Consider the following 24985-nt stretch of genomic DNA (forward strand, 5'->3'; position numbering starts at 1 on the left):
CCGTTCCTTATTTCAGCGACAGGGACATGCCCTGCATAAAGTATTTACGGAATAACACGAACAGCACGACGATCGGGATGGTCTGGAGCACGGCACCGGCGATCACTGGCCCAACGTAGACGCCATAGGATTTACTGAAGGTGGCCAGCAGCACCGAGAGCGGCATCTTGCTCTCATCCTGAATAACAATCAGTGGCCACAGGAAGTTGTCCCAGGTGCCGACAAAGGTGAACAGCGCCACGATGGCGATGATGGCTTTGTTGAGCGGCATCATCAGATAGATCATGATTTGCCACAGGCTGGCGTTATCGATCTTGGCCGCGTGAATATAGTCATTCGGCGTGCTCTGGAAGCTTTGCGAAATCATAAAGATCCCCCAGGCGCTCATCAGGAAGGGCACGATCATGGCGCTATAGCTGTTTAACAGCCCCAGTTCCCGCACCAGGACAAACTGCGGAATGATGAACATGAAGGCCGGGAACACCATTTGTAAAAACAGCAGGTTTTTAAACCACCGCTGGCCGGCAAACTGCATTTTAGCCAGCGCAAAACCGATAAACATCGAACTGAGCGTGACCGCTACGGTGACCGTCGTGGCGATAAACAACGAGTTGAACAGGGTCTTTAGAAAGGGTTTCTCCACCCGCCCGGTGTTTTCAAACAGAAAACGGTAGTTATCGAGCGAATAACTCCCCTCCAACAGCCCGGTGGTATAAACCTCGGCGGAAGGTTTGAAGGAGGAAAGCACCATCCAGATATAGGGGTACAGCCACGACAGCGCCAAAAAGAACATAACCAGATGAATAATGAGACTGCTGACAGATTTTTTCATTTAGACGATCTCCACCTTTCTTTCCAGCAGCTTTCTGACGATCAGGATCAGGCTAAAGCTGATCAGTGCGATAAAAATGGACATGGTGGCCGCCCAGCTTGGCTGCATCTTCATAAATGCGGCTTCATACATGACGACCATCGGCGTGGTGGTGCTGTTTAATGGGCCACCGCCGGTGATCAGATAGGGTTCGGTAAAGATGGCAAAAGAGACCGTAATGGCTAAGACCAGCACCATGATCAGTTGCGGGTTGATCAGCGGCAGGGTTATGCGGAACAGGCGCTTAAGCGCAGGGGTGTTATCCAGCTCTGCCGCCGAGTAAATTTCTTTGGGAATACTGTTCAGGCCAGAAAACAGTATCAGCCCGTAATAACCGACAAACTTCCAGGTCACCACCAGCGAGATGGATAACATGGCGAAGTCCGGGCTGGTTAACCAGGGTAGGGTAAAACCAAACCAGTCATAGAGAAACTGGTTCAATGGCCCGTTCTGGCTGAAGATCTTGGAAAACACGATGGAGTAGGCCACGCCGGAGGAGACGTTAGCCAATAAAAAGCTCAGGCCGACAAAGGTCCTGCCGTATTTCAATTTCTGTAAACCAAACGCAAACAGTAGCGAAGCAATAAACACCACCGGCAGGTAGTACATTAAAAACCGCAGCACGTTCAGCATCGATTTCCAGAACAGCGGGTCTTGTAGCACCAGAACAAAGTTTTGCAGGCCGTTGAATGAAGGCATGCCAACAAAACGCCATTCAGTCAGCGACAACACCGCCAGCCAAATAAAGGGATACAACCAGAATACGCTGGTATATCCCAGATAGGAGGCCGCCAGAATACCGCCGACGTGTTTATCTTTAAGCTTGAGAGAAATCATAACTAACGGCCACCTTCAGGCGAAGCATCAAATGAGAAATCAATAAGTTATGGTGATCAGGGTTTTAACAGAGCATTCACTTCCTGCGCGGATTGTTGCAGTGCCTGATCCGGCGTGACGGTTTTAAATGCGGTCTTCTCCAGCATTTGCGTCATGCTGCGCTGAATTTCCACCGTTTCGCCGCTGGACGCTGGCGGCACGGCGACGTTGACATATTTGGCATAGACCGCGGCGTAAGGGTGATCCTGGTAATATTGCGTAAACAGCGGGTTAGTCAGTAAATCGGCTCTGGCTGGTGGCATGCCAGTCAGCTCTACCCAGCGCTTATCGAATTTCGGCTGGCTGAACACCCATTGGATGAACTCCCAGGCTTCGGGTTGCACCTTGGAATGACTGAATAGCACCAGTCCTTTACCATCGGCGAAGGTATGTGGCATCGCCTGCTGATTTTTCACCAGCATCGGGCCAATTTTGATCTGCTTGAGGATTTCCGGATACTGCTGCTGATAGCGGCTGATGTCCCAAGGGCCACGTACTGCGCCCATCACCTTGCCGGTCACCAGAGGATCATCCTGGCCAAAATCGTAGACGGTCCATTTCTTTTCAAACAGCGTGTTTAAAAAGCCGATGACGTCGCGGCCAGCCTGGTTGTCATAGGTGGCTTGCTGGTCGGCGATATAGGGCTTACCGCCGCTCTGGGCATAGTAGAGCGCGATAAAATCAAACCAGCGGTCCCACCAGTTACGGCCAGACGTGGCTTGCACCGCGTAACGCTGGTTCTCGATGGTGTATTTTTCACTGAGGGCATACACCTCGTCATAGGTTTGCGGAATACCGCTGAAACCCTGTTCCTGTAATAGATCGCCACGCCACCAGAAAAGCACCGGATTCATGTAAATCGGCAGAATGTAATTTTTGCCGTTATAGCCCCAGTTCTTCATGATATCGCCCATCTGGCGGGTCTCAATTAATGCTTCATAGCCCTCAAGCGCAGAGAGATCGACGATCTGGCCCAAATCAGCCAATTGCGTACCGAAGCCGGTAAAAATATTCTCTGATATATCCGGTGCACGGTCAGAGGCAATGGCGTTCATGATGGCTTCTTCTGAGCTGCCGGCTGCCGGGATGGTGGAAAATACCACTTTCTTTTTATCGCTTTGTTGATTCCATTCACCCACCACTTCGCTCCAAAATGCCTCCTGGACGTTGTTTGGGGCGATCCACAGGGTTATTTCCTGTTTTTCATTGTTAGCTGTGGCCGAGTTGTCATCACAGCCCGTAAACGCTATGCAACTGGCTGCGATAGCCAGAGAGAGCAGGGTGTTATTGATTTTTTTTCGCATGAATTTATTACCTATGAACGATTCATCAGTAGGAAGAAAGGCGGTCAGGCCAATTTTTAACGTTAAAATAGCAGCGAAGATGCCGGGATTCTGTGAGTGCTCTCACATCTCATTATTTTTATTTTAACGTTAAAATGGTGACGTAGGTTGCAATTTTAACGTTAAAACTGGAGTAGTATACGCTTCGTGGTGGTGAGAACCGATCATGGCTTAAGGCAGATTGGGATATAGTAGGGGCAACTTGGTACATTTAACTTCCCGGAGCTTTTAACATGACCACTGGTAAAAAACGCGAAACCCTAAAAACCATTGCCGAGGCGTTAAACGTTACGCATACCACCGTCTCCAATGTGTTTAATCACCCGGAAAAAGTCTCGCCAGAACTGCGTGAGAAAATTTTAGCCTACGCCGAATCCATTAATTACCACGGCCCCACAGGAGCAGGACGATTCTTGCGCACGGGCAAAAGTGGAACGCTAGGGGTGATTTTTAACGACAATCTGAGCTATGTTTTTTCCGATCGTCACGATATTGCGCTGATGCGTGGGATAGCCGAAGAATGTGAGAAACACGGCATCAATATCGCGTTGATGCCGCTTAAGGTGAATAACGAATTTAAAAAACGCATGATGAGTGCGGTCGTCGATGGTTATATTTTAAATGCGACCTATAGCAATGATGAAATTGTCCAGGCCGCATTAACCAGCGGGTTGCCGGTGGTGACTACCGATATCAAATTGCAGGACTTCACCTGTGTCTCTATTGATGATGCTGCCGCCATGCGGGCAATCTGCGAGCATCTGCTGGCGGCTGGGCATAAAAAATTTGGCATTGTCGCCTTCCCGGTGAAAAAGGAGGCTGGCGTACTGTCATCGTTGGCCGAATTCTCTGATGAATTTGACAACGGCGTGGCATTTGGGCGCGTTAGCGCTTGTATCAAGGCATTGTCCGCAGCCGGTATTGATTTAACGACCAGCCACGTTGCGGAGCAGCATCATGACGAAGCGGGGGGAGAAGAGGCTGCCAAAGTGCTGCTGGCACAGGAGCCGGGCATTTCGGCCATCATCTGCCTGTCCGATCGTTTTGCCTTCGGCGTTTATCACTACTGCCAAAGCCATAAAATCCCGGTTCCCAGCCAGATGGCGATCACCGGGTTTGATGATATTGATATTCAGGATCCCCCGATTGCACTGACCACCATCCGCCAACCCATTGTTGCCAAAGGGCATCATGCCGCCAGAGCGTTGATAGCGGGCCAGTTGACCGAGGATATCTTTCTGGATTTTGAACTGATTGTTCGTGATTCGGCATAACCATATGGAAAGGAAATGGAAAAGTTAACCTGTTTCAAAGCCTACGATATTCGGGGTAAGTTGGGTTCGGAGTTAAATGAAGAGATAGCCTGGCGGATTGGCCGCGCCTACTGCCAGTGGCTAAAGCCAAAAACCGTGGTGGTAGGCGGCGATGCCCGCGCGACCAGCGCCGCACTGAAAACAGCGCTGGCAGCAGGGCTGATGAACGGCGGGGCCGATGTGCTAGATATCGGCATGGTGGGCACCGAGGAGGTTTACTTCGCCACCCGCTTTTATGGCGTTGACGGGGGCATTCAGGTCACCGCCAGCCATAACCCGATTGATTATAATGGCATGAAGCTGGTTAAGCAGGATTCGCGGCCGGTCAGCGGTGATAACGGGCTGTATGACATCCAGCGCTTGGCCGAGCTGAATCAGTTTACGCCGTCAGCCATTCAGGGGCAGCTTGCCGTTCGTTCTATCCGTGAACATTATATTGCGCACTTGCTGAGCTATATTGATCTTGGCGCATTAACGCCGATGAACATTGTGGTCAACGCAGGAAACGGCGCTGCAGGCCCCACCCTGGATGCGCTTGAGGCGGCATTGATACAGCGTCAGGTGCCAGTCCGTCTGATTAAAATCAACCATCAGCCAGATAGCACTTTCCCTAACGGTATTCCAAACCCCATGCTGCCTGAGAATCAGGGCATCACCCGTCAGGCGGTGCTTGAACATCAGGCGGATTTGGGCATCGCCTGGGATGGGGATTTTGATCGCTGCTTTTTCTTCGATCATCTGGGTAACTTTGTTGAAGGATATTACCTCGTCGGTTTACTGGCGGAAACGTTTTTGCGCGCCGACAATAGCGGGAAAATCATCCACGATCCGCGCTTGTTATGGAACACCCAGGCGATTGTGCAGGCGCTTGGCGGTACGGCGATCGAGGCCAAAACGGGCCATGCTTTTATTAAAGACACCATGCGCCAACATGATGCCGTTTATGGCGGTGAAATGAGCGCGCACCACTATTTCCGCGATTTTGGCTACTGCGACAGCGGAATGATCCCTTGGCTGCTGATCATCGAATTGCTGTCGCGCAAAGCGACCTCGCTGTCAGCCTTGATTGAGTCCAGCAAGGCGCGGTTCCCGGTATCGGGCGAACTTAACTTTACCGTTGAGGATCCGAACGCCAGCATCGAGCAGATCAAGCAGTTTTATGCCGATAGCGTGCTGCAAACCACGGCAATCGACGGCCTGAGCATGGCGTTTGAGCACTGGCGCTTTAACTTGCGCGGCTCAAATACTGAACCCTTGTTACGATTAAATATTGAAACTCGCGGTGACCCTCGATTGCTGGAACAAAAAGTCGCACAGTTGACCGAACTTATTCAATGGAATCCCTAAGTAAGGCCGCCGCGGTGAAGTGAATGATTATTTTGCTTGTTGACGTAAATCTTCGCCGTAATTAAATGCCGAAGGGTTGAATAGATGACAGCACAAAGTTGGAGCAGATAATGGCTAGCGTTTCTCTTACTAATCTCGAAAAGTATTATGGCAATATCAAAACCATTAATCAGGTTAACCTTGACGTTGCCTCCAAGGAATTTATCGTGCTGGTTGGGCCTTCGGGCTGTGGCAAGTCCACGCTGTTAAGAATGATTGCGGGCCTTGAAGAGGTGAGCGGCGGTGAAATCAGGATCGGTAACCAGGACGTGACCCATATGAATGCCGGAGAACGCGGCGTAGCGATGGTGTTTCAGTCTTATGCGCTGTATCCACATATGACCGTGCGGGAAAATCTGGCGTTTGGCTTGAAAAACATCAAGACGCCGAAGCCGGAAATCGCCGCTCGGATCGCCAATGCCGCGGCTATCTTACAGTTGGATAATTATCTGGAACGTTTGCCCCAGCACTTGTCCGGTGGCCAGCGTCAGCGTGTCGCAATAGGGCGATCCATCGTCAGCTGTGCGAACGTATTTTTGTTTGATGAGCCGCTTTCTAACCTGGATGCGGCGTTACGTATCCAGATGCGGCAGGAAATCGGTAAACTGCATAAGGATCTCGGTAAAACCACCGTCTATGTGACCCATGATCAAACAGAAGCCATGACGCTGGCAGACCGGATCGTCATTTTGAATCAGGGCAGAATAGAGCAGGTAGGAACGCCGGAAGAGGTCTATAACCATCCGGCCAATACGTTTGTCGCCGGTTTTATTGGCGCGCCGAAAATAAACCTGTTTGCAGTCGCCTATGAACAGCAAGGGCGAGTGAATATAAATGGGCAAAGCGTGTTTATTTCGCATCTGGCGAATGCGGACCTGGCCGCAGGCACGACCTTGACGTTAGGCATCCGCCCTGAGCATCTTTCCTTAACCGACAGTGCCGAGCTGTGCTTGCAGGTGAGAAACGAGCTCACTGAAATGCATGGCGACTCTACGGTGGTATTGCTTGGCTCTGCGCAATACGGCACGTTACAAATGAAGGTGCCTTACCAACTGAAACTCGCCCCGGGTGAAGAGGTAAGCATCGGTGCCAGCTGCGATAATATTCTGGTGTTTGATGAGCAGGGTCAGGCGATACGTTGTGGTGGTTAGGTAACACTTTCACGCAGAGGGGAGGACTTTATCCAGATATCGTCCTCTCATGTTTTCAGCGTCGCTAAATTAACCGTGACCTCCGAAAATCGCGGGGAGCGGCAGGTGGCATTCTCTATTTTGAGTTTTTGTTGGTTAAGCTGGGGGTGTTTTAAATTGAAAGATGGGCATACCTCGGATGATGTACTAATTTTGCCTGTCTATATGTTAACGCTTACGATGAGCACGTAGAGCATCTAATACCAAAGAAAATGCAGGAGAAACTTGTTTACGGCTGGGGTAATACAAATAGTACCCAGGAAAAGGTTTACACCATGCTTCAAGTACACGAATTAATCGACCTTTCTCAATATGCTCACCAAACTCCTCTTCGGGTAAAAAGGCGATACCTAATCCCTCCAGAGCGGCATAAACAATGTGTTCTGAAGTATTGAACGTTACCTGTCCGTTCACCCTCACGTTCAGGTCACCCCCGTCTTGATCAAAATCCCAGACGTACAGCCCCCCCGATTTGACCATTCTTTGATTTATACAGCTGTGTTGCGTCAGTTCATGCGGTGTTTGCGGAACGGAAAAACGTGAGAAATAATCCGGTGATGCTACGGCCGCCATACGCAGTTGCGGGCCAATGGGTATGGCAATCATGTCTTTATCAATAGTGTCGCCCAGGCGCACTCCAGCGTCGAAACGGTCGGCAACAATGTCGCGGAAACCGTGGTTGGCGTCGAACTCGATGTGAATATCAGGGTATTCCCGCATAAGTGGTGTCAGTTTGGGTAACAATGTCGTGCGTAATACGTTCGGCCCACAGGTGATTCGGACTGTACCGGCGGGTTTGTCTCGTAGCTCTGTGAGCATATCCAGTTCAGTTTCAATCTCATCAATCCGGTTGCCGATGGATAACAACAACCTCTCTCCTGCTGCTGTGGGTGACACGCTGCGCGTGGTGCGGGTCAGGAGTCGAATTTGCAGGCGGTCTTCCAGCGCAGAAATTGCCTGGCTCAGAGCAGGTTGCGTGACACCAAGATGTGCAGCCGCACGGGTAAAACTCCCTGCGCGGGCGACAGTGACGAAATAGAGAAGATCATTCAGGTTGCGTTTCATCAGGTAGGTCCTAATTAATAAGCCTGGCTTATAAGCCCATTAAGTATTCATTAGCTAGTCAGACTACACCTGTCGTGTAAAAATTCCACCAACAAATAATCATCAACTGCATATATATTCATGCGCTTTTGCGGTTATTCCCGCGAATAGCGTCCGACCCCGGCTTGCCTGAATGTAGCCGAGTCGATATTCAGAGGTAGCCGTTAATGTTCACATTCACCCGTGACACCACACATCACAAAGAGCAAACGTATTGGAGCGGTGTGTTCGCGATGACGTTGTGCGTTTTTGTACTCATTGCCTCAGAATTTATGCCAGTCAGCCTTCTGACACCTATTGCCGTTGATTTAGAGGTGAGCGAAGGACTGGCCGGACAGGGGATTGCCATTTCAGGGGTACTGGCTGTGTTAACCAGCCTGTCTCTTTCCACTCTAGCCGGGAACCTGAATCGCAAATATTTGCTGCTGGGCATGACGGCGCTAATGGCTTTATCGGCAACGATTGTTGCCCTGGCTTCCAGTTACCTGATTTATATGCTGGGTCGTGCCCTGATTGGTATTGCGATCGGTGGGTTCTGGTCGATGTCTGCCGCGACAGCGCTTCGTCTGGTGCCACAGCGCCTGGTACCTCGCGCATTAGCGATTTTCAACGCTGGAAATGCCCTCGCAACCGTCGTGGCGGCACCGCTTGGCAGCTATCTTGGCTCAGTGATTGGCTGGCGTGGCGCTTTCTTCTTTCTGGTCCCGATCGCGATAGTGGCCTTCATCTGGCAATGCTTCAGCCTGCCCACAATGGCAGTCGAACAACATGCACGTTCCGGCGATTCTGCTGCTCGTCTGCTCTTACGTCCCGCTGTTGCCGTTGGGCTCCTTGCCTGCGGGCTGTTCTTCATGGGCCAGTTCTCTCTGTTCACCTATGTACGGCCATTTCTTGAAACCGTCACTCGGGTAGATATCCGTACTTTATCCCTGATTTTGCTCACTATCGGCGTGGCGGGGTTTATTGGCACGCTAGCGATCGGCTCCGTGTTAAAGAAAGGGCTTTATTTCACGCTGACTGCCATCTCTTTACTGATGGCAACCATCGCGGTTGCGTTAATCCTGAGGGGCAATCACGTCTGGCTGGTTGCGTCACTGCTGGGCTTCTGGGGACTGATGGCGACGGCCGCGCCAACCGGATGGTGGACCTGGATTGCGCGCACGCTGCCTGAAGATGCCGAGGCAGGTGGTGGACTGATGGTGGCAGTGATCCAGCTTTCCATTGCGCTCGGCTCCACGCTCGGTGGCCTGGCGTTTGACCACATTGGCTGGCAGAGCACTTTTGCTCTGAGCGGCGGACTACTGATTGTCGCTGCTGGGCTGACCATGCTGACATCACGTAAAACACACCATGCACACTAGAGGAGGAATTTCATGAAAAATATGACGTTGGCGTTGGGGCTGTTAATCAGCTCATTGGCCGCAACAGCGGCGGATATGTCAAAAGGCGCGGATAACTTCTATAAAAGCGATGAGGTTAACCAACAAAAAGTAACCTTTAAGAATCAGTACCAGATGAACGTTGTGGGCAACTTGTTTATCCCGAAAACGCTGGATCAAAATGCCAAAAATCCGGCGATTATCGTCGGACACCCAATGGGCGCGGTAAAAGAGCAAAGCTCGAATCTGTATGCACAAAAACTGGCAGAGCAGGGTTTTGTGACGCTGGCGATTGATCTCTCTTTTTGGGGGGAAAGTGAAGGCAAGCCAGGACATCTGGTTTCACCGGAAATTTATTCTGATGATTTCAGCTCGGCGGTTGATTACCTCAGCACACAGCCATATGTTGACCCCGAGAAAATCGGTGTACTGGGCATCTGTGGCAGCGGCAGTTTTGTTATCAGCGCGGCAAAAATTGATCCACGAATGAAAGCGATTGCCACCGTCAGCATGTACGACATGGGATCGGCTTTCCGCAATGGCCTGAATCATTCCCAGACGCCGGAACAGCGTAAGGCCGTTATTCAGTCCGCCATTGAACAGCGATTTGCAGAATTTAAAGGCGCAGAGAAGGCGTATATCCCGGGGACAGTGAACAAGCTGGATGAGTCAACCCCGGCCATTCAGCGTGAATTCTTTGATTTTTACCGTACTGCGCGAGCAGGCTATACGCCTCAGGGCGAGAAAGAAGAATTGACCACTAAGCCTTTGTTAAGCAGCATCGGCAAGTTTATGAACTTCTATCCGTTCAATGATATCGAAACCATTTCACCACGGCCAATGTTGTTTATTACAGGTGACCAGGCACATTCGAAAGAATTCAGCGAGGATGCCTATAAACGTGCTGGTCAATCGAAGGAGATGTATGTTGTGCCCGGCGCAGGTCATGTTGATCTGTACGATCGCACTGACCTGATCCCCTTTGAAAAGCTGACATCATTTTTCAAAATCAATCTGAAATAACAGCAAAAGCCGCCCCTCTACAGGGGCGGGAACTTAGGAAGAGACAGGTTGAAAAAATCCATATTCTTATCATTATTTCAGCTGTTTTATTGTGTGTTTCCCGTTCATGCTGATGGCGATACCTGGCCAGGTAAAGAGGATCTGATGATAATCGAGATGACTATAGGGCAGCGGAGCTACGACATTGAGCTTGAGGATAATCCGGTAGTGAAGGCATTGATTCAGCAACTCCCATTAACTCTGACGATGCAGGAACTGAACGGGAATGAGAAATTTGCTGATTTATCCGATTCTTTAATTGCCCATCACATTAGTCCAGGCACCCTGCATAGAGGTGACCTCATGCTATATGGCTGCAAAACCCTTGTGCTTTTCTACGAGACATTTCAGACATCTTATAGTTACACGCCAATCGGCAAAGTCGTTGCGCCTGATACGCTGCAAGATGCCGTAGGTCACTCGGATATTAAGGTAAGCTTTACAATGAAAAAGGCTGAATAAAGCCTATCGTCAGCAAGACTGCATCATCTGGCTTTTCGATAGTCATCAGCAGATGCTCACGGTCAAAAAAATTCAATTCTGAATGGGTTAAGCGATAATTTCTTTGCTGTAGACGGTGATCCCCGCCATGAGCGGGGATCGGCGGGCGCTACTTGGCGGCGGCTTCCTCTGCCTTTAGTATTTTGTGGATTTCATCCTTGATATGTAGCTTCTCTTTTTTCAAGCGAACCACCTCGTCAGAGTAGCCATTGCCTGCTGGCCCCTCTAAACGGGAGATTTGGTGGTCGAGTTGGTTGTGTTTCTCAAACAATGACTGGAAGCGGGGATGGCTTGATTTCAGGTGCGAAATTAACTCACGGTATTCTGGAAACATACTCAAGCTCCTTTGAGTCAAACTGGACACTGGAGGGCTTCTCCACTTTCACTGTAACCCAGCGCAGATTATTTTAAAATGGCGCTAGCTAGCAAAAATCGCAGCTGCTGTTAAACCTGGTCTTCAGCGTGATTTGGCCAGATCCCCGTGCGTAACGTTGCCGGCGAAAACTCAACGTTGCGGCCACGCCAACCCAAAGCCTGCCGAAACCGCCACGCATTGGTGATATCAAACCGCCAGTAGCGCTCGGCACCGGCGACATCGCCGCTTTCTGCCTGCCATAAAATCTGTGTTTCCCCCTGCAAATGCAAAATGTCCCCGAGTGCAAAATCGATAAACAGCAGCGCCGCCCGTGGCTGTGCCAGCAGGTTACCCAAGGTGTTCATATAGCGATTGCCACGAAAGTCCGGTATCCACAGGGTTTCGCCCGCCAGATGGATGAACCCCGGTTTACCGCCGCGATGCGAGATATCCACGCCGCCTTGCGCCAAATCGCCGTGGGCATAGCTGGCCACAAAACAGGTATCCGCCTGCTGGATCAACTGGCGGGCCTGTTCATCTAAACCGTTCAGGTGTGCGATCGGCTCGGCAACATTCGGCTCGGCGAACAGCTCCCGGCGTTGAATGTACTGCGGGCAGTTGCCAAAGCTCTGCTGCACCGCAATTTCCACGCGGTTTTTATCCGTGCGGCTAATGGTGCGTTAACCCGGTTGCGCCTGCGGTTGCTGAAATCTAACCCCAATGCGCCGACGGGCTGGCCGGGATAGAGCGCCGCCTGAGCCGGATCGTCTGCGCGGCGTGGCGTGCTGATCCGCAAATGGGTGTCATCGGGCGAGCGTAAAAAACCGGCGGGGCCGCTGAATAACGTGGCAACCGGCCATTGCCGCTCATCCAGGGTGGCGACAAACAGGTAGGGCAGATGAGCAAAGAACTCACGGTGCTGATCGGGCATGGCGGTGTAGATGTTACCGCTCACCGCATCAAAACCGGCTAGATCCTGCGCCAGTTGCTCATCGGGGTGAAACAGGGGGGAGAGCATCTTATTGCCCTTCAGCCATGTCTGGCAGAGGTAACGCAGGCATCGGGAAGAACCCGGGCAGGGCGGCGATACGATCTACCCAACGCCGGATAGCCGGGAAGGATTTGAGGGAAAGCCCACCTTCGGGAGCGACCGCGACGTAGCTGTAGCAAGCTAGATCGGCAATCGTTGGTAACGCGGTCGCTAAAAATTCGCGCTCTGCCAAATGTTGCTCTAACTGAGGTAAAAAGCGTGCGCTGATGCTTTGTGCGTACGGGTAGTTCTCTGGCGCAGAGAATTGCACCACCATCCGGCAGGACGCAGGGCCATAGCGCACCTCTCCGGCGGCTTTAGAAAGCCAGACCTGCACCTGAGCCGCCGCCAACGGATCTTCCGGTAGCCAGTGGCTGTCAGGCGCATAACGCTTAACCAGATACACCATGATGGCGTTGCTATCGATCAATACCAGCTCATCGGCCAGCAATACGGGGATCTGGCCCACAGGATTAAGCCGCAGGAATGCCTCGCTACGGCGCACCGTGGCCGGGGCTTCACAATACTCGTAAGGTAGATTGAGCATCCGCAGCAGCAGCTCGACGCGGTGGCAATGGCCAGAGGCCGGTGTGGCGTACAGTTTCAAGGTTTGCATGGTGACTCTCCTTTATCGTGTTGTTGATTAGAATACTCTTGCGTCAGGTGATGGGTATCCGGGAAGATGGCAATTGATAATTTCACTTGGCGGAATAATCTATGGATCGTTTAGATGAATTGGCGATTTTTGTGGCGGTGATCCAGCAGGGCAGCTTGGCCGGTGCGGCCCGCAAACTACGCCGTTCCGCTCCGGCGGTGACCCGGGCTATCGCTTCGTTGGAGCAGCGGTTTGGCGCGCGGCTGGTGGAACGCACTACCCGGCGTCTGGCACCCACGGAGGCTGGGTTGCGGCTAGCCGCACGTGCCCGAGCGCTGTTGCATGACTATCAGGAAGCCGTGATGGATACCGCCGAGGCACAACTGAGCGGCCTGCTGCGCATCACCTCGCCGGTACAGTTCGGGCGTAAGCACGTAGCGCCGATGGTGATGGCCTTTCTCGAACGCTACCCGCAAATCCAGATCGACATGCAGTTAAATGACCGCAATCTGGAGCTGATCGATGAAGGGCTGGACCTGGCGGTGCGTATCGGCCATTTACAGGATTCCTCCAAGGTGGCGCGCAAGCTCGGAGAGGTGACTCGCCTCACCGTGGCTAGTCCGGCCTATCTGGCGCAGCGTGGGGAACCGCTGGAACCGGCGCAGTTGAGCGAGCATGACACTATTGTCGGTACTCTGCGTCCGTCATCCGGTGAATGGCGTTTCGGCCCTGGCGAAAACGGTGAGAGGGTGCGCTTAACGCCGCGTTTGATGCTAAATGAGGTGGAAACCCAACTGTTGGCGGTGCGGGCAGGCAAGGGGGTTGCCCGGCTACTGTCTTATCAGGTGGCGGACGATCTGACCAATGGCACGCTGGTACGGCTGTTGGCCGCCTATGAGCCCCAGCCAATACCGGTGCAACTGGTCACGAATAACGTGCAATACATGCCGCTGAAAGTGCGTACCTTCTGGGACTTCGCCTATCAGCAACTGAGCCAGATAGCGCAAATACAACCCGGGCATAATTGACAGAATTTAATCTGGGTTTCATGGGTGAGACGTTAAACGTGCGCTAATAGTTTTACCTGTGAAACTAATTGGCCGGAAAATTAAATTTATATCGCCGATCACGCATTGCTGCATCAGCTATCTTGACAATATTTTAACATGTTGCTAATAGTTAACTCACATCTTAAATAATAAACAAAGTTTAATATATGAAACTTCTGGTGGGCAGTTACGATAACGCAACCACGGTGGAGGATGAAAATGCGATCCTGCTATCATTTCAATCCCGTAGTCAGCGAGTTTACCAACAGCAACGCCATGAGTTGAATATCGCCTATGGTAATTCACCGCGTGAAGTTTTTGACTGGTTTTATTCAGCTAAAAAATATCAAGGCACTATCATCTTTATTCACGGCGGTTATTGGCAATTTTGTGATAAACAGGATTTTGCTTTTATAGCCAGTGCACCCTTGGCAGCAGGTTTTGATGTGGTGCTGGTGGAATACACTCTGGCTCCGGAAGCTAACCTGGCCGATATTTGCCGGCAAATTGGTGTGGCTCTGGATGCTATTGAGCGGCGGCTGGAAACGAATGGTGATAAGCCGGTTTATCTAGCCGGGCATTCTGCCGGCGGGCATCTGGCGGCGCTTTGGCAGCAGCATCCGCTGGTGCGGGCGGTGTTTCCCATCAGCGGTATCTTTGAGTTGCAACCGCTGCTGGGAAGCTACGTCAATCAGCAGCTAAAACTGACTCCCCAACAGATAGCGGCCTTGAGCCCGGCGCGCAATATACCGTTATCGTTGAAACCCATGGTGTTGTTTTACGGTGCGGCAGAGCTGCCGGAGCTAATGAATCAATCACTTTATTACTATTCCACATTGCGGGCGCAGGGGCTGCCGGTTAGCTGCGATGCGCTCCCCGGAGCCAATCATTACAGCGTACTGGATGCGGTATTTGCTGCCGATGGCGCTTTGCACCGCTACCTGCTTACCGATGGAGAGAGACCTGATGCGCACAGTCATTGATACCGGCCTACCGGAGATCGGCCAGCCCTTTTCCTGGGCGACCAAGGGCGGCGGCATGTTATTTACCGCTCATGGCCCTGTAAGGCAGGATGGAACTATTGAAACCGGCGAGCCGGAAAAACAGATCACCCTGACGTTTGATAATTTGGCTACCACGCTCAAGGCCGCCAATAGCCATAGCGATAATGTATTACAGGTGATTGTTTATCTTACCGATGTGAATGATGTCAGACTGCTGGATCAAATCTACCAACGTTATTTTAATTATCCGTATCCCAATCGCTCAACGGTCATTGTTGATAAATTGGTGGTGCCTGGTATGAAAATAGAAATTACTGTTAGCGCTACCGCTTAATCCGTTATCAGAAAAATAATGTTCACCTGCCAATTCATTGAATAATGAGTTAAGGATAATCTATGTTCAAAAATATCAGCCCTTCAACGCCCGACCCAATAATGTCACTGATGGAAGCCTATATGCAGGATGCTAATCCGCAAAAGGTTAACCTGGGAATTGGCCTGTATTACGATCACCAGGGGAATATCCCGTTGATGCAGGCCGTGCATATTGCCGAACAGCGGTTGCTGGAACAACAGCGGCCACATACTTACCCGCCAATCGAAGGCTCTGCTCCGTTTGCCCGCCAGATCCAGACGCTGCTGTTTGGTGAACCTGCGGATCGTATTGCCACGGTGCAAAGCGTAGGTGGCTCTGGCGCATTAAAGCTCGGGGCCGACTTTATTTATCATTATCTGGATCGCCGCGAAATCTGGGTCTCCGATCCTACCTGGGCCAATCACTGGGCGATATTCGAAGGCGCAGGGTTGCGGGTCAATACCTACCCGTATTTTGACGATGTGTCGGGTGAACTGCGTTTTGCTGCCATGCTCGATACGCTCTCCGCCTTGCCGGAAGGGGCGGTGGTGTTGCTGCATCCTTGCTGTCATAACCCTACCGGCACCGATCTGAGCCAGAAGCAATGGCAGGCGGTGATCGAGGTGGTACAACGACGTCGGTTGTTGCCTTTCTTTGATATCGCCTACCAAGGCTTTGGCGATGGGCTGGATGAGGACTGCTTCGCGCTGCGGGCGATGTTGAAAACCGAGATGGATTTCCTGGTGAGCAACTCATTCTCCAAAAACGTAGCGCTGTATGGCCAGCGGTTAGGCGGGCTATCGGTATGCTGCGGCACGGCTGCATTGGCGGCGAACGTCAAAGGTGCACTGAAGACGCTGATCCGCCGCAGCTATTCCTGCCCGCCGACCCACGGCAGCCAGATTGTGGAAACCCTGTTGGCTGACCCACAACTGTATCAAATGTGGTCCAGTGAGTTGGCCACCATGCGTCAACGAATCAAACAGATGCGCGTTAGCCTGGCGGCTGGCCTGGAACAAGGCAACACCACGCTGGATTACACCCGCATCCGCGATCAAAAAGGCATGTTCAGCTACACCGGGCTGAATGAACTTCAGCTCGGCCAACTGCGGCAGCAATATTCCATTTATCTGGTGGCCCCCGGTAGGATGTGTCTGCCCGGCCTCAACCAGCAGAATCTGGATTATGTGACCGCCGCCATCCTTGACGTTACCCGTACCGCATAGAAAAGGTGAGCAACCATGAAAGATGCGAAACGTTTTGACGCTATCGCCCAGCGGCAGGATGGGCTGAAAAAGCACCTGACCGCCGGGCAGATGTCGATGCTGGCGATCGGTGGGGCTATTGGCACCGGTCTGTTTCTGGGCAGCGCTTACGCGATCCAGATGGCCGGGCCAAGCGTACTGCTGAGCTATTTTATCGGCGGGGTGATTGCGCTACTGCTGATGGGCTGTCTGGCAGAAATGACCTCCGAACACCCAACCCCAGGGTCGTTTGGTGACTATGCCGAGTTCTACCTCAGCCCGCTGTTCGGCTTTCTGGTGCGTTATTCCTATTGGTCTTGCGTGGTGCTGGCGGTGGGGACCGAGGTGACCGCCATCGGCATGTATATGCAGTTCTGGTTCCCTGGCACGCCGATCTGGCCATGGGTGCTGTTGTTCTCGGCTGCGGTGATCGTCGTTAACGTGATCGGGGTGAAGTCTTTTGGCCAGGTTGAGTACGCGCTCTCCACCGTCAAGGTGGTGGCCATTTCGGCGTTTATCCTGATCGGCATCGGCATTCTGGCGTTTTCCGCCAACCCGACCTTCGGCATGCGTAATTTCACCGACAACGGTGGCTTCTTCCCGTTTGGAATCAAAGGCATGTGGTTTGCGGTGATCGTGTCGATATTCAGCTATCTGAGTATTGAGATGATCGCAGTCGCCGCCGGGGAGGCCAAAAATCCGGTGGTTGCGGTGAAAAGCGCGTTTAAAGGCACCATTTTGCGGCTGTTTATCTTCTATATGATGTCGATAGCCCTGATGCTGGCCATCGTACCGTGGCGCCAGTCCGGCACCGGTGAAAGTCCGTTCCTGGTCGCGATGAACGTGATCCATCTACCTGCCGCCGCCGGGATCTTTAACTTTGTGGTATTGATTGCCGCACTGTCTGCCATGAACAGCCAACTGTATATCACCACCCGCATGATGTTTTCACTGTCACGCGCCGGGCAGGCTCCGGCAGCGTTGGGGCAGCTTAGCAAACGGGGTATTCCGGTCAACGCGTTGGCAATTTCCTGCGTGGGGATTATTGTCTCGATCGTGCTGAGCATTGCCGCCCCGGAGAAATCCTTCGCCGTGATGATGTCGATCTCGGTGTACGGTGCCTGCTTTACCTGGCTGATGATCTTTGTAACGCACCTGTTCTTCCGCCGCCAGCATGCGCAGACGCATCTCAAGTTCCGCATGTGGGGTTATCCATACTTTACCTTGGCGGGGGCGCTGCTGATGGCCGGATTGATGATAACCACGCTGTTCACGGACTTCTTTAGAATGACGCTGTGGTTTGGCATTCCTTTCACCGCGTTGCTGGTGGCCATCTATTTCTACAGCCGTCGGAGTTTGGCACCGGTTGCTGCGAAGGCACCGGTGCAGGGCGTGGAGTAACTCACAACTAAAGCTGGCTTTTGGGGATGATGTGGTCGCCAAAGTTCGGGCGTTGGCGGCCCGGTTCCGGCGCGGTTAACGGGGCTACTTCGTGCAGGCTGTTTTTGCAGCGTAAGACCAGCTCCTGATACTGAAGCGTGCCGGTGCGCTTCCAGGCTAACTCCTGCTCGGTCAGTTCGCGGATCACCCGAGCAGGGCTGCCAATCACCAGTTGGTTGGCGGCAATCTCCGCAGCGGCCTTGACGAAGGCGCCCGCGCCGACGATGGTGTTTTCGCCAATGACCGCTCCGTCCATGATGACGGCATTCATCCCGATCATCGCGTTCCGGCGCACGCGGCAACCGTGCAGAATGGCGCTGTGGCCGATATGCCCATCCTGTTCAACCACGGTGTCCTGTAGCGGGAAGCCGTGCATCACGCAGTTATCCTGCACGTTGGCACCGTCTTCGACCACAATGCGCCCAAAGTCGCCGCGCAGGCTGGCATTGGGCCCGATATAGACTCCTTTGCCGATAATCACGTCACCAATCAGTACCGCGGTGGGGTGAACAAAGCTGCTGGGATCGACCACCGGCGTCAAACCGTCAATCTGATACACGGGCATAGGGCAAACTCCTTAAAATGTAGTGGGATCGCGCGGCAACCCACCAAAGCGGCGATAATAACCGGCACTGGGTGCAGGTAAGCTGCCGATGGTGGTTTCTGCCAATGCGCTGACATACTCCGTCGCGGCGCGATCCACCCGCTGATAGATGTTGATGCACAGGTTGCGGGCTATTTGGCCTTCCCACTGCGCGGGTAACAGTGCATCCGGCAGCAGGGGATCTTTCAGCACCACGCGGCGGAAAAAGTGGATTAATAATAGCTTAATCTGAAAGCAGCGCAGGGGCGTCAGGTCCTGCTCGTCGGCTTCGCGCAGCAAGGTCATCAGCGGGCGGAAGGAGACAATGAACTCATGATAGTAGCCGGCCACTTCGCTCAACGACCAGCAGCTGGCGACCATTTGCCGCAGCGCCTGTTCGGAACGGTTGTAGGGATAGTCGGCCCGGAAGTAGATCACCTGCTCGCTGGCATTGAGTTCACCAAGCAGGGCGGTGACGTCGGTTTGTGCATGGGTGGGGGCAGCCATCAGGTTGTTGGCGATCTGGCCAAAGCCCAACCAGCCCAACTCTTTTTTCAGCCGTGCCCGCTCGGTTTTTTCCGCACTCTCCAACAGCAGCAGCTCCCACTTGCCATCCCATTGCGGTTGCTCGCTGAGGTAGATTTTGGACTCGGCGTGGCGAAACTGGCGCATGCCCTGTTCGGTAACGCGGTAATAGCTGCGCCGACCAATCTTTTCTACGTCCAGCCAACCTTCTTTCTGCAAACGAAACACCGAGGTCCGCACAAAACGATCGCCGAAGCCCAGCGCTTCCAGCAGTGCGCTCAAGCTGCCTAACCAGATCTCTCCGCCGCGATGGCTCAGCGCATCGCCGTAAAGTGAGATGATCAGCGAGGTGCCGCTGATCGGTTGGGCACTGAGCGCATGGCTAATAAAGTTGTCCAGTTTATGTTCCATATTTTTCCATGGGTTAGCCTTTACTGAGACACGACATTAGCATATTCGACGATGGGCTGCCCTCACCGCGGCCGCAGATCGATCACCCGCTGGGCCTTGCCTTCCGAGCGGGGAATATCGCCACAGTTGGCAATGCTGACATCGGTGCTGACCCCCACAATCGATTTGATGTGGTGGCGCAGTTGGTGGCAGATATCGCAACGTTGCTGGTGATTAAGCGTCAGCGCTGACTCTTTCAGCTCCACGCGCACGGCCAGCGTATCCAGATGCCCGGCACGGCTCACCTGTAATTGATAATGCGGCGACAGATGTTCGAACTGCATAATCTGTTCTTCAACCTGTGATGGGAACACGTTGACGCCGCGAATGATCAGCATATCGTCGGAGCGGCCGGTGATTTTGCCCATCCGGCGCATGTTGCGGGCATCCCCTGGCATCAGGTGGGTGAGATCGCGGGTACGATAGCGGATCACCGGTAGCGCTTCTTTGGTCAGCGTGGTGAACACCAGTTCGCCGTGCGCGCCGTCGGTCTGTATACCACCGGTTTCCGGGTTGATGATCTCCGGCAGGAAGTGGTCTTCCCAGATGGTCGGGCCGCCGCCGCTTTCGACACACTCCATCGCCACGCCCGGCCCCATCACCTCGGAAAGGCCGTAAATATCCAGCGCCTTGATGCCCATGCGTGACTCGATCTCATGACGCAGGGATTCTGACCAGGGTTCGGCACCGAACACGCCCAAGCGCAGAGAGCAGTTACGTGCATCGCCCCCCATTTTACGCTCCAGTTCGTCGATCAGCGTCAGGCAGTACGACGGCGTCACCATGATCACGTCGGGTTTGAAGTCCAGGATCAGTTGCACCTGCTTCTCCGTCTGGCCGCCAGACATGGGGATCACCGTTGCCCCCAGCCGTTCTGCGCCATAGTGCGCTCCCAGCCCGCCGGTAAACAGGCCGTAACCGTAAGCGACATGGATCTTATCTTTGGCCGTTGCCCCGGCAGAGCGCAGGCAGCGGGCAACAATATCGGCCCAGTTATCGATATCCCGCTGGGTGTAACCCACCACCGTCGGGCGGCCAGTGGTGCCAGACGATGCATGAATGCGCACTACCTGTTCCATCGGCACGGCGAAGGTGTCGAACGGGTAGTTGTCACGCAGATCCTGCTTGGTGGTGTAGGGGAACAGTGCCAGATCGCTCAGCTGTTTGAGGTCGCTCGGGTGAACACCGGCCTGATCGAACTTGCGTTGATACATCGGGACGTTGTTGTAGGCATGGTGCAGGGTCCATTGCAGGCGTTCCAGTTGTAATGCTTCGATTTCGTCGCGTGAAGCAAATTCAATCGCGTCGATTGGCCGTGGATTTGTAGTCATCTTTTTAGCCTCGCAGGGGTTAGACACGCTCAATAATCATGGCAATGCCCTGACCGACGCCGATGCACATGGTGCACAGTGCGTAGCGGCCAGCGCGTCGTTCCAGCTCAAACAGGGCGGCCAGCGCCAGGCGCGCACCGCTCATGCCCAATGGGTGGCCAAGTGCGATGGCACCTCCGTTGGGATTGACCTGTTCGGCATCATCCGGCAGACCAAGCTGGCGCAATACCGCCAATGCCTGTGCGGCGAATGCTTCGTTAAGTTCTATGACGTCCATCTGCGCCAGGCTTAATCCGGCGATCTCCAGAACCTTGCGGGTCGCGGGCAGCGGACCGATCCCCATCAATCTGGGTTCTACGCCGCAGGTGGCGGTGGCGACAATGCGTGCCCGTGGCGTCAAGCCTTGCTGCAAAGCCATGGCTTCGGAAGCGACAATGAGTGCCGCCGCACCATCATTGACGCCGGAAGCATTGCCTGCGGTGACGCAGCCCGGCTGGCGGAACGGCGTTTTCAGTTTCTGTAGCTGTTCCAGCGTGGTTTCTGCGCGCGGATGTTCGTCTTCGCTGAATTGCGTGACCACCCCTTTCTTGCCGCTGAGGCTCACCGGGATAATTTCCTGTGCCAAAATCCCCCGCTGTTGGGCCAGGGCGGTACGCTGCTGGCTGCGCAGGGCAAAGGCATCCTGATCGGCACGGCTGATGCCAAACTGTGCCGCGACGTTTTCGGCGGTTTCCGGCATTGAGTCGGTGCCGAAAGCCTCGTGCATCAGCGGGTTCACAAAGCGCCAGCCGATGGTGGTATCAAACAGCTGTGCCTGACGGCTGAAGGCGCTGTCGGCCTTGCCCATCACCATCGGGGCGCGGGTCATCGACTCTGCCCCTCCGGCCAATACCAGGCTGGCCTCACCGGCCTTGATGCTGCGGGCCGCCATGGCCAACGCATCCAACCCCGAACCGCATAGCCGGTTGATGGTGGTGCCAGAAACGTTTTGCGGCAGCCCGGCCAGCAACGCCGCCATACGGGCCAGATTGCGGTTGTCTTCCCCGGCCTGATTGGCGCAGCCCAGGATCACGTCATCCACCCGTGACCAGTCCACGTTAGGGTGGCGTTCCAACAGGGCGCGCAGCGGCAGGGCGGCCAGATCGTCGGCCCGCACGTTGGCCAATGCGCCGCCGTAACGGCCAATCGGTGTACGCACGCCATCGCAGATAAACGCCTGATTCATGGTTGCTCTCCTACAATGCTGTGGCCCAACCGATGGGCGCGGCCACGGAACCAGGCGACGGTTTTCCCCAGTTGGTTAACGATCTCGACGTCATAAAGCCCGGTGGTTTTACCCTGATGGCGCACTTCTGCGCAGGCGGTGAGACGATCGCCAGCCAACGCTGGGCGGATAAAATCGATGGTGCAGCCGGAAGCGACCGCTGCCAGCCCCTGACTGTTGCAAGCGTAAGCAAAAGCGGTATCCGCCAGGCTGAACAGTTGGCCGCCGTGACAGGTCTGGTGGCCATTGAGCATCTGCGGGCCGACGGTCATGCTGACTTTGGCCATACCGGCATCCACGGCATCGATGTGCATCTCCATCGCCTGTGCGCAGGTATCCTGGCTAAACATCTGGTCGGCGCAGCGCTGGGCCAGCGCGCGCGGAGTATTGGCATTCATCAGCATTTGGCTCCTGAATAGTTGGCGGCATAACGGCGCAGTAGCGGCATGGGGCGATAGCGGGGTTCTGCGTAATAGCGCTGAAGATTTTCCAGCGTGGTGAGGATCTGTTGCCAGCCGAGCTTGCTGCCCCAGGCCAGCGGCCCTTGCGGGTAGTTGACGCCAAAGCGCATGGCGTCGTCGGTGTCGGCGGCGTTGGCCACGCCTTTATTCACCACGTCTAGGGCTTCATTAGCCAGCATGGCGACGGTGCGCATCACCAGCAGACCTGGGTAATCCGGCAACTGGATCACCTGTTTACCCAGCGATTGCAGCAGGCGGATGACTTTGGCCGTTTGTGGCAGCGTGTTCTGCTCGGCGCTGCTGATGGCGATAACGGGGGCGTGCTGATAGTTGACGGACAGGTCGAACAGTACCACGGGCGATCCGATTTCTTCGGCGACTTGGCTTGCTGTTTTACCATTTGTTAACATAAATGTAACTTCGTCGATCCGGGCTAACGCACTGGTCTGGCCAGAATGTTTGATCGTCTCCGCATTTCCTGCCAGCAACTGTGCAAACTCACCGATGGCCGACCAATCGCCGTGCAGCGCAACGGACTTCGGTAATTCAACCACTGCTGCGGTAGCAAAGGTTGGCTGTGGTGCCGCCTGTTCACTGCCATAACGGTAGAAACCGCGGCCACTTTTGCGGCCCAAATGCCCGGCAGCCACCAGTTCCTGCTGCACCAGCGAAGGGGTAAAGCGGCTGTCCTGATAGAAGGCGTGATAGACCGATTCGGTGACGGCATAGTTGACGTCGTGGCCAATCAGGTCGGTCAGTTGCAGCGGTCCCATGGCAAAACCACCGGCGTCACGCAGCACGCTGTCCAGGGTCGCGGGGTCGGCAATCTGTTCTTCCAGGGCGCGCAGGGTTTCGGCATAGAAAGGCCGGGCCACGCGGTTGACGATAAAGCCCGGAGTCGAACGGCAGACGACGCTGTGCTTACCCCAGTGTTGAGCCAAGGTTTGCAGGCTGCTCAGCGTTTCCGGGCTGGTTTCCAGCCCGCCGACGATCTCTACCAGCTTCATCAACGGAGCCGGGTTGAAAAAGTGCAGGCCAGCCATGCGTTGCGGATGCTGTAACGCGCTGGCGATGGCGGTAATCGAGAGTGATGAGGTATTGCTGGCAAACAGCGCCTCTGGCGAGCAGATCGCCTCCAGATCGCGAAACAGGCTCTGTTTGATTGCCAACTTCTCCGCCACCGCCTCAATCACCAGATTGCTGTCGGCCAGATCGCCCAACGAGTCGGTCAACTGAATATTGCCCAGCAGGACTTCGGTGCTGTGGGCATCGGCTTTACCTGCCTCGACCCGTTTACGCAGCCGTTGCCCGAGTTGCTCAAACGCACGGGAGGCGGCGGGCAGGGCGATATCGAACAGTTTGACCCGATGTCCTGCCGCCGCGGCCAACTGGGCAATGCCGATCCCCATGGTTCCGGCACCAATCACGGCGACCGTTGCGGAGGGGGTTGAAGCATTCACCGCCATCTTTTCTCTCATGGCTATTTCCCGCTGAAATTCGGTGGACGTTTGGCGAAGAAGGCGCTGACGCCCTCGCGATAGTCGTCACTGCGGCCACCCAAACGCTGTAAGTCACGCTCTAAATCGAGCTGCTGGTCGAGCGTATTGCTGGCCGAGCTGTACATGGCCTTTTTGATGAGACCCAGACCGTAGGTCGGTTGGGTGGCAAGCTGTCTGGCCATGCTTTGGGTATGATCGGCCAGCTCGGTGGCGGGTACGACTTGCCAGATCATTCCCCACTCCAGCGCCTGCTGAGCACTGATTTTGTCGCCTAGCAGCGCCATGCCCATAGCTCGCGCATGTCCGGCCAGGCGTGGCAGGTACCAACTGCCGCCAGAGTCTGGCACCAGGCCCAGTTTGCAGAAGGATTGGATAAAGCTGGCGTTGTCGGCGGCCACTACGATATCGCAGGCCAAGGCCAATGCGGCACCCGCTCCGGCGGCAACACCGTTGACCGCGCAGACGATCGGTTTAGGCAGGGCGCTCAGACGGCGGATCAGCGGATTGTAAAAACGTTCCACCGACAGCCCAAGATCCGGAGGGGCCTGATCCACGCTGACGTTGCGATCGTTCAGATCCTGTCCGGCGCAGAAGCCACGCCCGGCACCGGTGATCAGCACGCAGCGCACGCTCTCGTCGCGTTCGGCAATGGTCAGCGCTTCGCTGAGCTGGTGGTGCATTTCATCGTTAAAACTGTTGAGCCGATCGGGGCGATTGAGGGTAATGGTTAGTACCCCGGCTTCGATGTGGCTGAGAATTAATGCGTTTTCCATAA

24 protein-coding genes and 1 pseudogene are annotated in these 24985 nt (G+C 54.2%); 11 read left to right on the forward strand and 14 right to left on the reverse strand.

The features are described 5' to 3' along the window. Positions 1-7: 7 nt before the first annotated feature. From ACRDCA_RS16430 to ACRDCA_RS16440, 3 genes are read right to left on the reverse strand one after another with little or no spacing between them, the layout of a single operon-like run. Positions 8-832: a carbohydrate ABC transporter permease gene (locus ACRDCA_RS16430; protein WP_438690496.1), complete on the reverse strand. Its 825-nt coding sequence runs from the start codon at positions 830-832 to the stop codon at positions 8-10. Continuing rightward, the gene (locus ACRDCA_RS16435; protein ID WP_438690497.1) at positions 833-1708 is read right to left on the reverse strand and encodes a carbohydrate ABC transporter permease; all 876 of its coding nucleotides are present in this window, start codon (positions 1706-1708) and stop codon (positions 833-835) included. It lies immediately after the preceding gene. Between the two features lie 56 nt (positions 1709-1764). Further along, the gene (locus ACRDCA_RS16440; protein ID WP_438690498.1) at positions 1765-3051 is read right to left on the reverse strand and encodes an ABC transporter substrate-binding protein; all 1287 of its coding nucleotides are present in this window, start codon (positions 3049-3051) and stop codon (positions 1765-1767) included. A 272-nt stretch (positions 3052-3323) separates the two neighbouring features. On the opposite strand from ACRDCA_RS16440, the gene ACRDCA_RS16445 reads away from it, so the two are divergent. The 3 genes from ACRDCA_RS16445 (at position 3324) to ACRDCA_RS16455 (ending at position 6940) form a co-directional block, all read left to right on the forward strand. Next, complete coding sequence (locus ACRDCA_RS16445; RefSeq protein WP_438690499.1) at positions 3324-4364, forward strand: LacI family DNA-binding transcriptional regulator; 1041 nt, start codon at positions 3324-3326, stop codon at positions 4362-4364. A 15-nt stretch (positions 4365-4379) separates the two neighbouring features. Continuing rightward, positions 4380-5750 (forward strand): phosphomannomutase CpsG, encoded by a 1371-nt coding sequence (locus tag ACRDCA_RS16450; RefSeq protein ID WP_438690500.1) that lies wholly within the window; start codon positions 4380-4382, stop codon positions 5748-5750. 110 nt (positions 5751-5860) lie between these two features. Further along, positions 5861-6940, forward strand: a complete 1080-nt coding sequence (locus tag ACRDCA_RS16455) for an ABC transporter ATP-binding protein (protein WP_438690501.1) — start codon at positions 5861-5863, stop codon at positions 6938-6940. A 207-nt stretch (positions 6941-7147) separates the two neighbouring features. Here the strand turns inward: ACRDCA_RS16455 and ACRDCA_RS16460 are convergent, their stop codons facing one another. After that, positions 7148-8044, reverse strand: a complete 897-nt coding sequence (locus ACRDCA_RS16460) for a LysR family transcriptional regulator (RefSeq protein WP_438690502.1) — start codon at positions 8042-8044, stop codon at positions 7148-7150. Between the two features lie 206 nt (positions 8045-8250). Here ACRDCA_RS16460 and ACRDCA_RS16465 point away from each other — a divergent pair, with 206 nt between their 5' ends. Genes ACRDCA_RS16465 through ACRDCA_RS16475 form a run of 3 tightly spaced genes read left to right on the forward strand, consistent with a single transcriptional unit; the run spans position 8251 to position 10986 of the window. Then, a complete protein-coding gene (locus ACRDCA_RS16465) occupies positions 8251-9444 on the forward strand; it encodes an MFS transporter (protein ID WP_438690503.1) in 1194 nt (397 codons plus the stop codon). Positions 9445-9456: 12 nt separating this feature from the next. After that, on the forward strand, positions 9457-10485 hold the full coding sequence (locus ACRDCA_RS16470; RefSeq protein ID WP_438690504.1) for an alpha/beta hydrolase: 1029 nt from the start codon (positions 9457-9459) through the stop codon (positions 10483-10485). A 48-nt stretch (positions 10486-10533) separates the two neighbouring features. Further along, on the forward strand, positions 10534-10986 hold the full coding sequence (locus ACRDCA_RS16475) for a cyclophilin-like fold protein (RefSeq protein WP_438690505.1): 453 nt from the start codon (positions 10534-10536) through the stop codon (positions 10984-10986). Between the two features lie 148 nt (positions 10987-11134). On the opposite strand, the gene ACRDCA_RS16480 is transcribed toward ACRDCA_RS16475, so the two are convergent. From ACRDCA_RS16480 to ACRDCA_RS16490, 3 genes and pseudogenes are all read right to left on the reverse strand, one after another. Continuing rightward, on the reverse strand, positions 11135-11359 hold the full coding sequence (locus ACRDCA_RS16480; RefSeq protein ID WP_248944426.1) for a YdcH family protein: 225 nt from the start codon (positions 11357-11359) through the stop codon (positions 11135-11137). Between the two features lie 110 nt (positions 11360-11469). Further along, positions 11470-12398, reverse strand: a pseudogene (locus ACRDCA_RS16485) (pyridoxamine 5'-phosphate oxidase family protein). 1 nt (position 12399) lies between these two features. Next, positions 12400-13026: a glutathione S-transferase gene (locus ACRDCA_RS16490; RefSeq protein ID WP_438690506.1), complete on the reverse strand. Its 627-nt coding sequence runs from the start codon at positions 13024-13026 to the stop codon at positions 12400-12402. Between the two features lie 101 nt (positions 13027-13127). Between ACRDCA_RS16490 and ACRDCA_RS16495 the strand changes: the two genes are divergently transcribed. The 5 genes from ACRDCA_RS16495 (at position 13128) to ACRDCA_RS16515 (ending at position 18058) form a co-directional block, all read left to right on the forward strand. Beyond that, a complete protein-coding gene (locus ACRDCA_RS16495) occupies positions 13128-14033 on the forward strand; it encodes a LysR family transcriptional regulator (RefSeq protein ID WP_438690507.1) in 906 nt (301 codons plus the stop codon). 188 nt (positions 14034-14221) lie between these two features. Beyond that, complete coding sequence (locus ACRDCA_RS16500; RefSeq protein ID WP_438690508.1) at positions 14222-15037, forward strand: alpha/beta hydrolase; 816 nt, start codon at positions 14222-14224, stop codon at positions 15035-15037. Further along, the gene (locus tag ACRDCA_RS16505; protein WP_438690509.1) at positions 15021-15392 is read left to right on the forward strand and encodes a RidA family protein; all 372 of its coding nucleotides are present in this window, start codon (positions 15021-15023) and stop codon (positions 15390-15392) included. Before ACRDCA_RS16500 ends, ACRDCA_RS16505 begins: the two co-directional genes overlap by 17 nt. A gap of 62 nt (positions 15393-15454) precedes the next feature. Further along, positions 15455-16639: an aromatic amino acid transaminase gene (locus tag ACRDCA_RS16510; protein ID WP_438690510.1), complete on the forward strand. Its 1185-nt coding sequence runs from the start codon at positions 15455-15457 to the stop codon at positions 16637-16639. 15 nt (positions 16640-16654) lie between these two features. After that, positions 16655-18058, forward strand: coding sequence for an amino acid permease (locus ACRDCA_RS16515; protein ID WP_438690511.1), 1404 nt, complete (start codon positions 16655-16657; stop codon positions 18056-18058). A 7-nt stretch (positions 18059-18065) separates the two neighbouring features. Here the strand turns inward: ACRDCA_RS16515 and paaY are convergent, their stop codons facing one another. The 7 genes from paaY to paaG all read right to left on the reverse strand — a co-directional run bounded on the left by paaY (position 18066) and on the right by paaG (position 24983). Beyond that, positions 18066-18662, reverse strand: coding sequence for a phenylacetic acid degradation protein PaaY (gene paaY / locus ACRDCA_RS16520; RefSeq protein WP_438690512.1), 597 nt, complete (start codon positions 18660-18662; stop codon positions 18066-18068). Between the two features lie 12 nt (positions 18663-18674). Beyond that, complete coding sequence (paaX, locus tag ACRDCA_RS16525) at positions 18675-19616, reverse strand: phenylacetic acid degradation operon negative regulatory protein PaaX (RefSeq protein ID WP_438690513.1); 942 nt, start codon at positions 19614-19616, stop codon at positions 18675-18677. Between the two features lie 62 nt (positions 19617-19678). Next, a complete protein-coding gene (paaK, locus tag ACRDCA_RS16530; protein WP_438690514.1) occupies positions 19679-20986 on the reverse strand; it encodes a phenylacetate--CoA ligase PaaK in 1308 nt (435 codons plus the stop codon). Between the two features lie 19 nt (positions 20987-21005). Further along, positions 21006-22211, reverse strand: coding sequence for a 3-oxoadipyl-CoA thiolase (pcaF, locus tag ACRDCA_RS16535; RefSeq protein WP_438690515.1), 1206 nt, complete (start codon positions 22209-22211; stop codon positions 21006-21008). Further along, positions 22208-22648, reverse strand: coding sequence for a hydroxyphenylacetyl-CoA thioesterase PaaI (gene paaI / locus ACRDCA_RS16540; RefSeq protein WP_025123344.1), 441 nt, complete (start codon positions 22646-22648; stop codon positions 22208-22210). Before paaI ends, pcaF begins: the two co-directional genes overlap by 4 nt. Continuing rightward, on the reverse strand, positions 22648-24189 hold the full coding sequence (locus tag ACRDCA_RS16545; protein ID WP_438690516.1) for a 3-hydroxyacyl-CoA dehydrogenase: 1542 nt from the start codon (positions 24187-24189) through the stop codon (positions 22648-22650). Before ACRDCA_RS16545 ends, paaI begins: the two co-directional genes overlap by 1 nt. Positions 24190-24191: 2 nt before the next feature. Continuing rightward, the gene (gene paaG, locus ACRDCA_RS16550; RefSeq protein ID WP_438690517.1) at positions 24192-24983 is read right to left on the reverse strand and encodes a 2-(1,2-epoxy-1,2-dihydrophenyl)acetyl-CoA isomerase PaaG; all 792 of its coding nucleotides are present in this window, start codon (positions 24981-24983) and stop codon (positions 24192-24194) included. Between the last annotated feature and the right edge of the window lie 2 nt (positions 24984-24985).

The organism is Serratia sp. (in: enterobacteria) (assembly GCF_051654945.1).
In the GTDB taxonomy this organism is placed as follows: domain Bacteria; phylum Pseudomonadota; class Gammaproteobacteria; order Enterobacterales; family Enterobacteriaceae; genus Chania.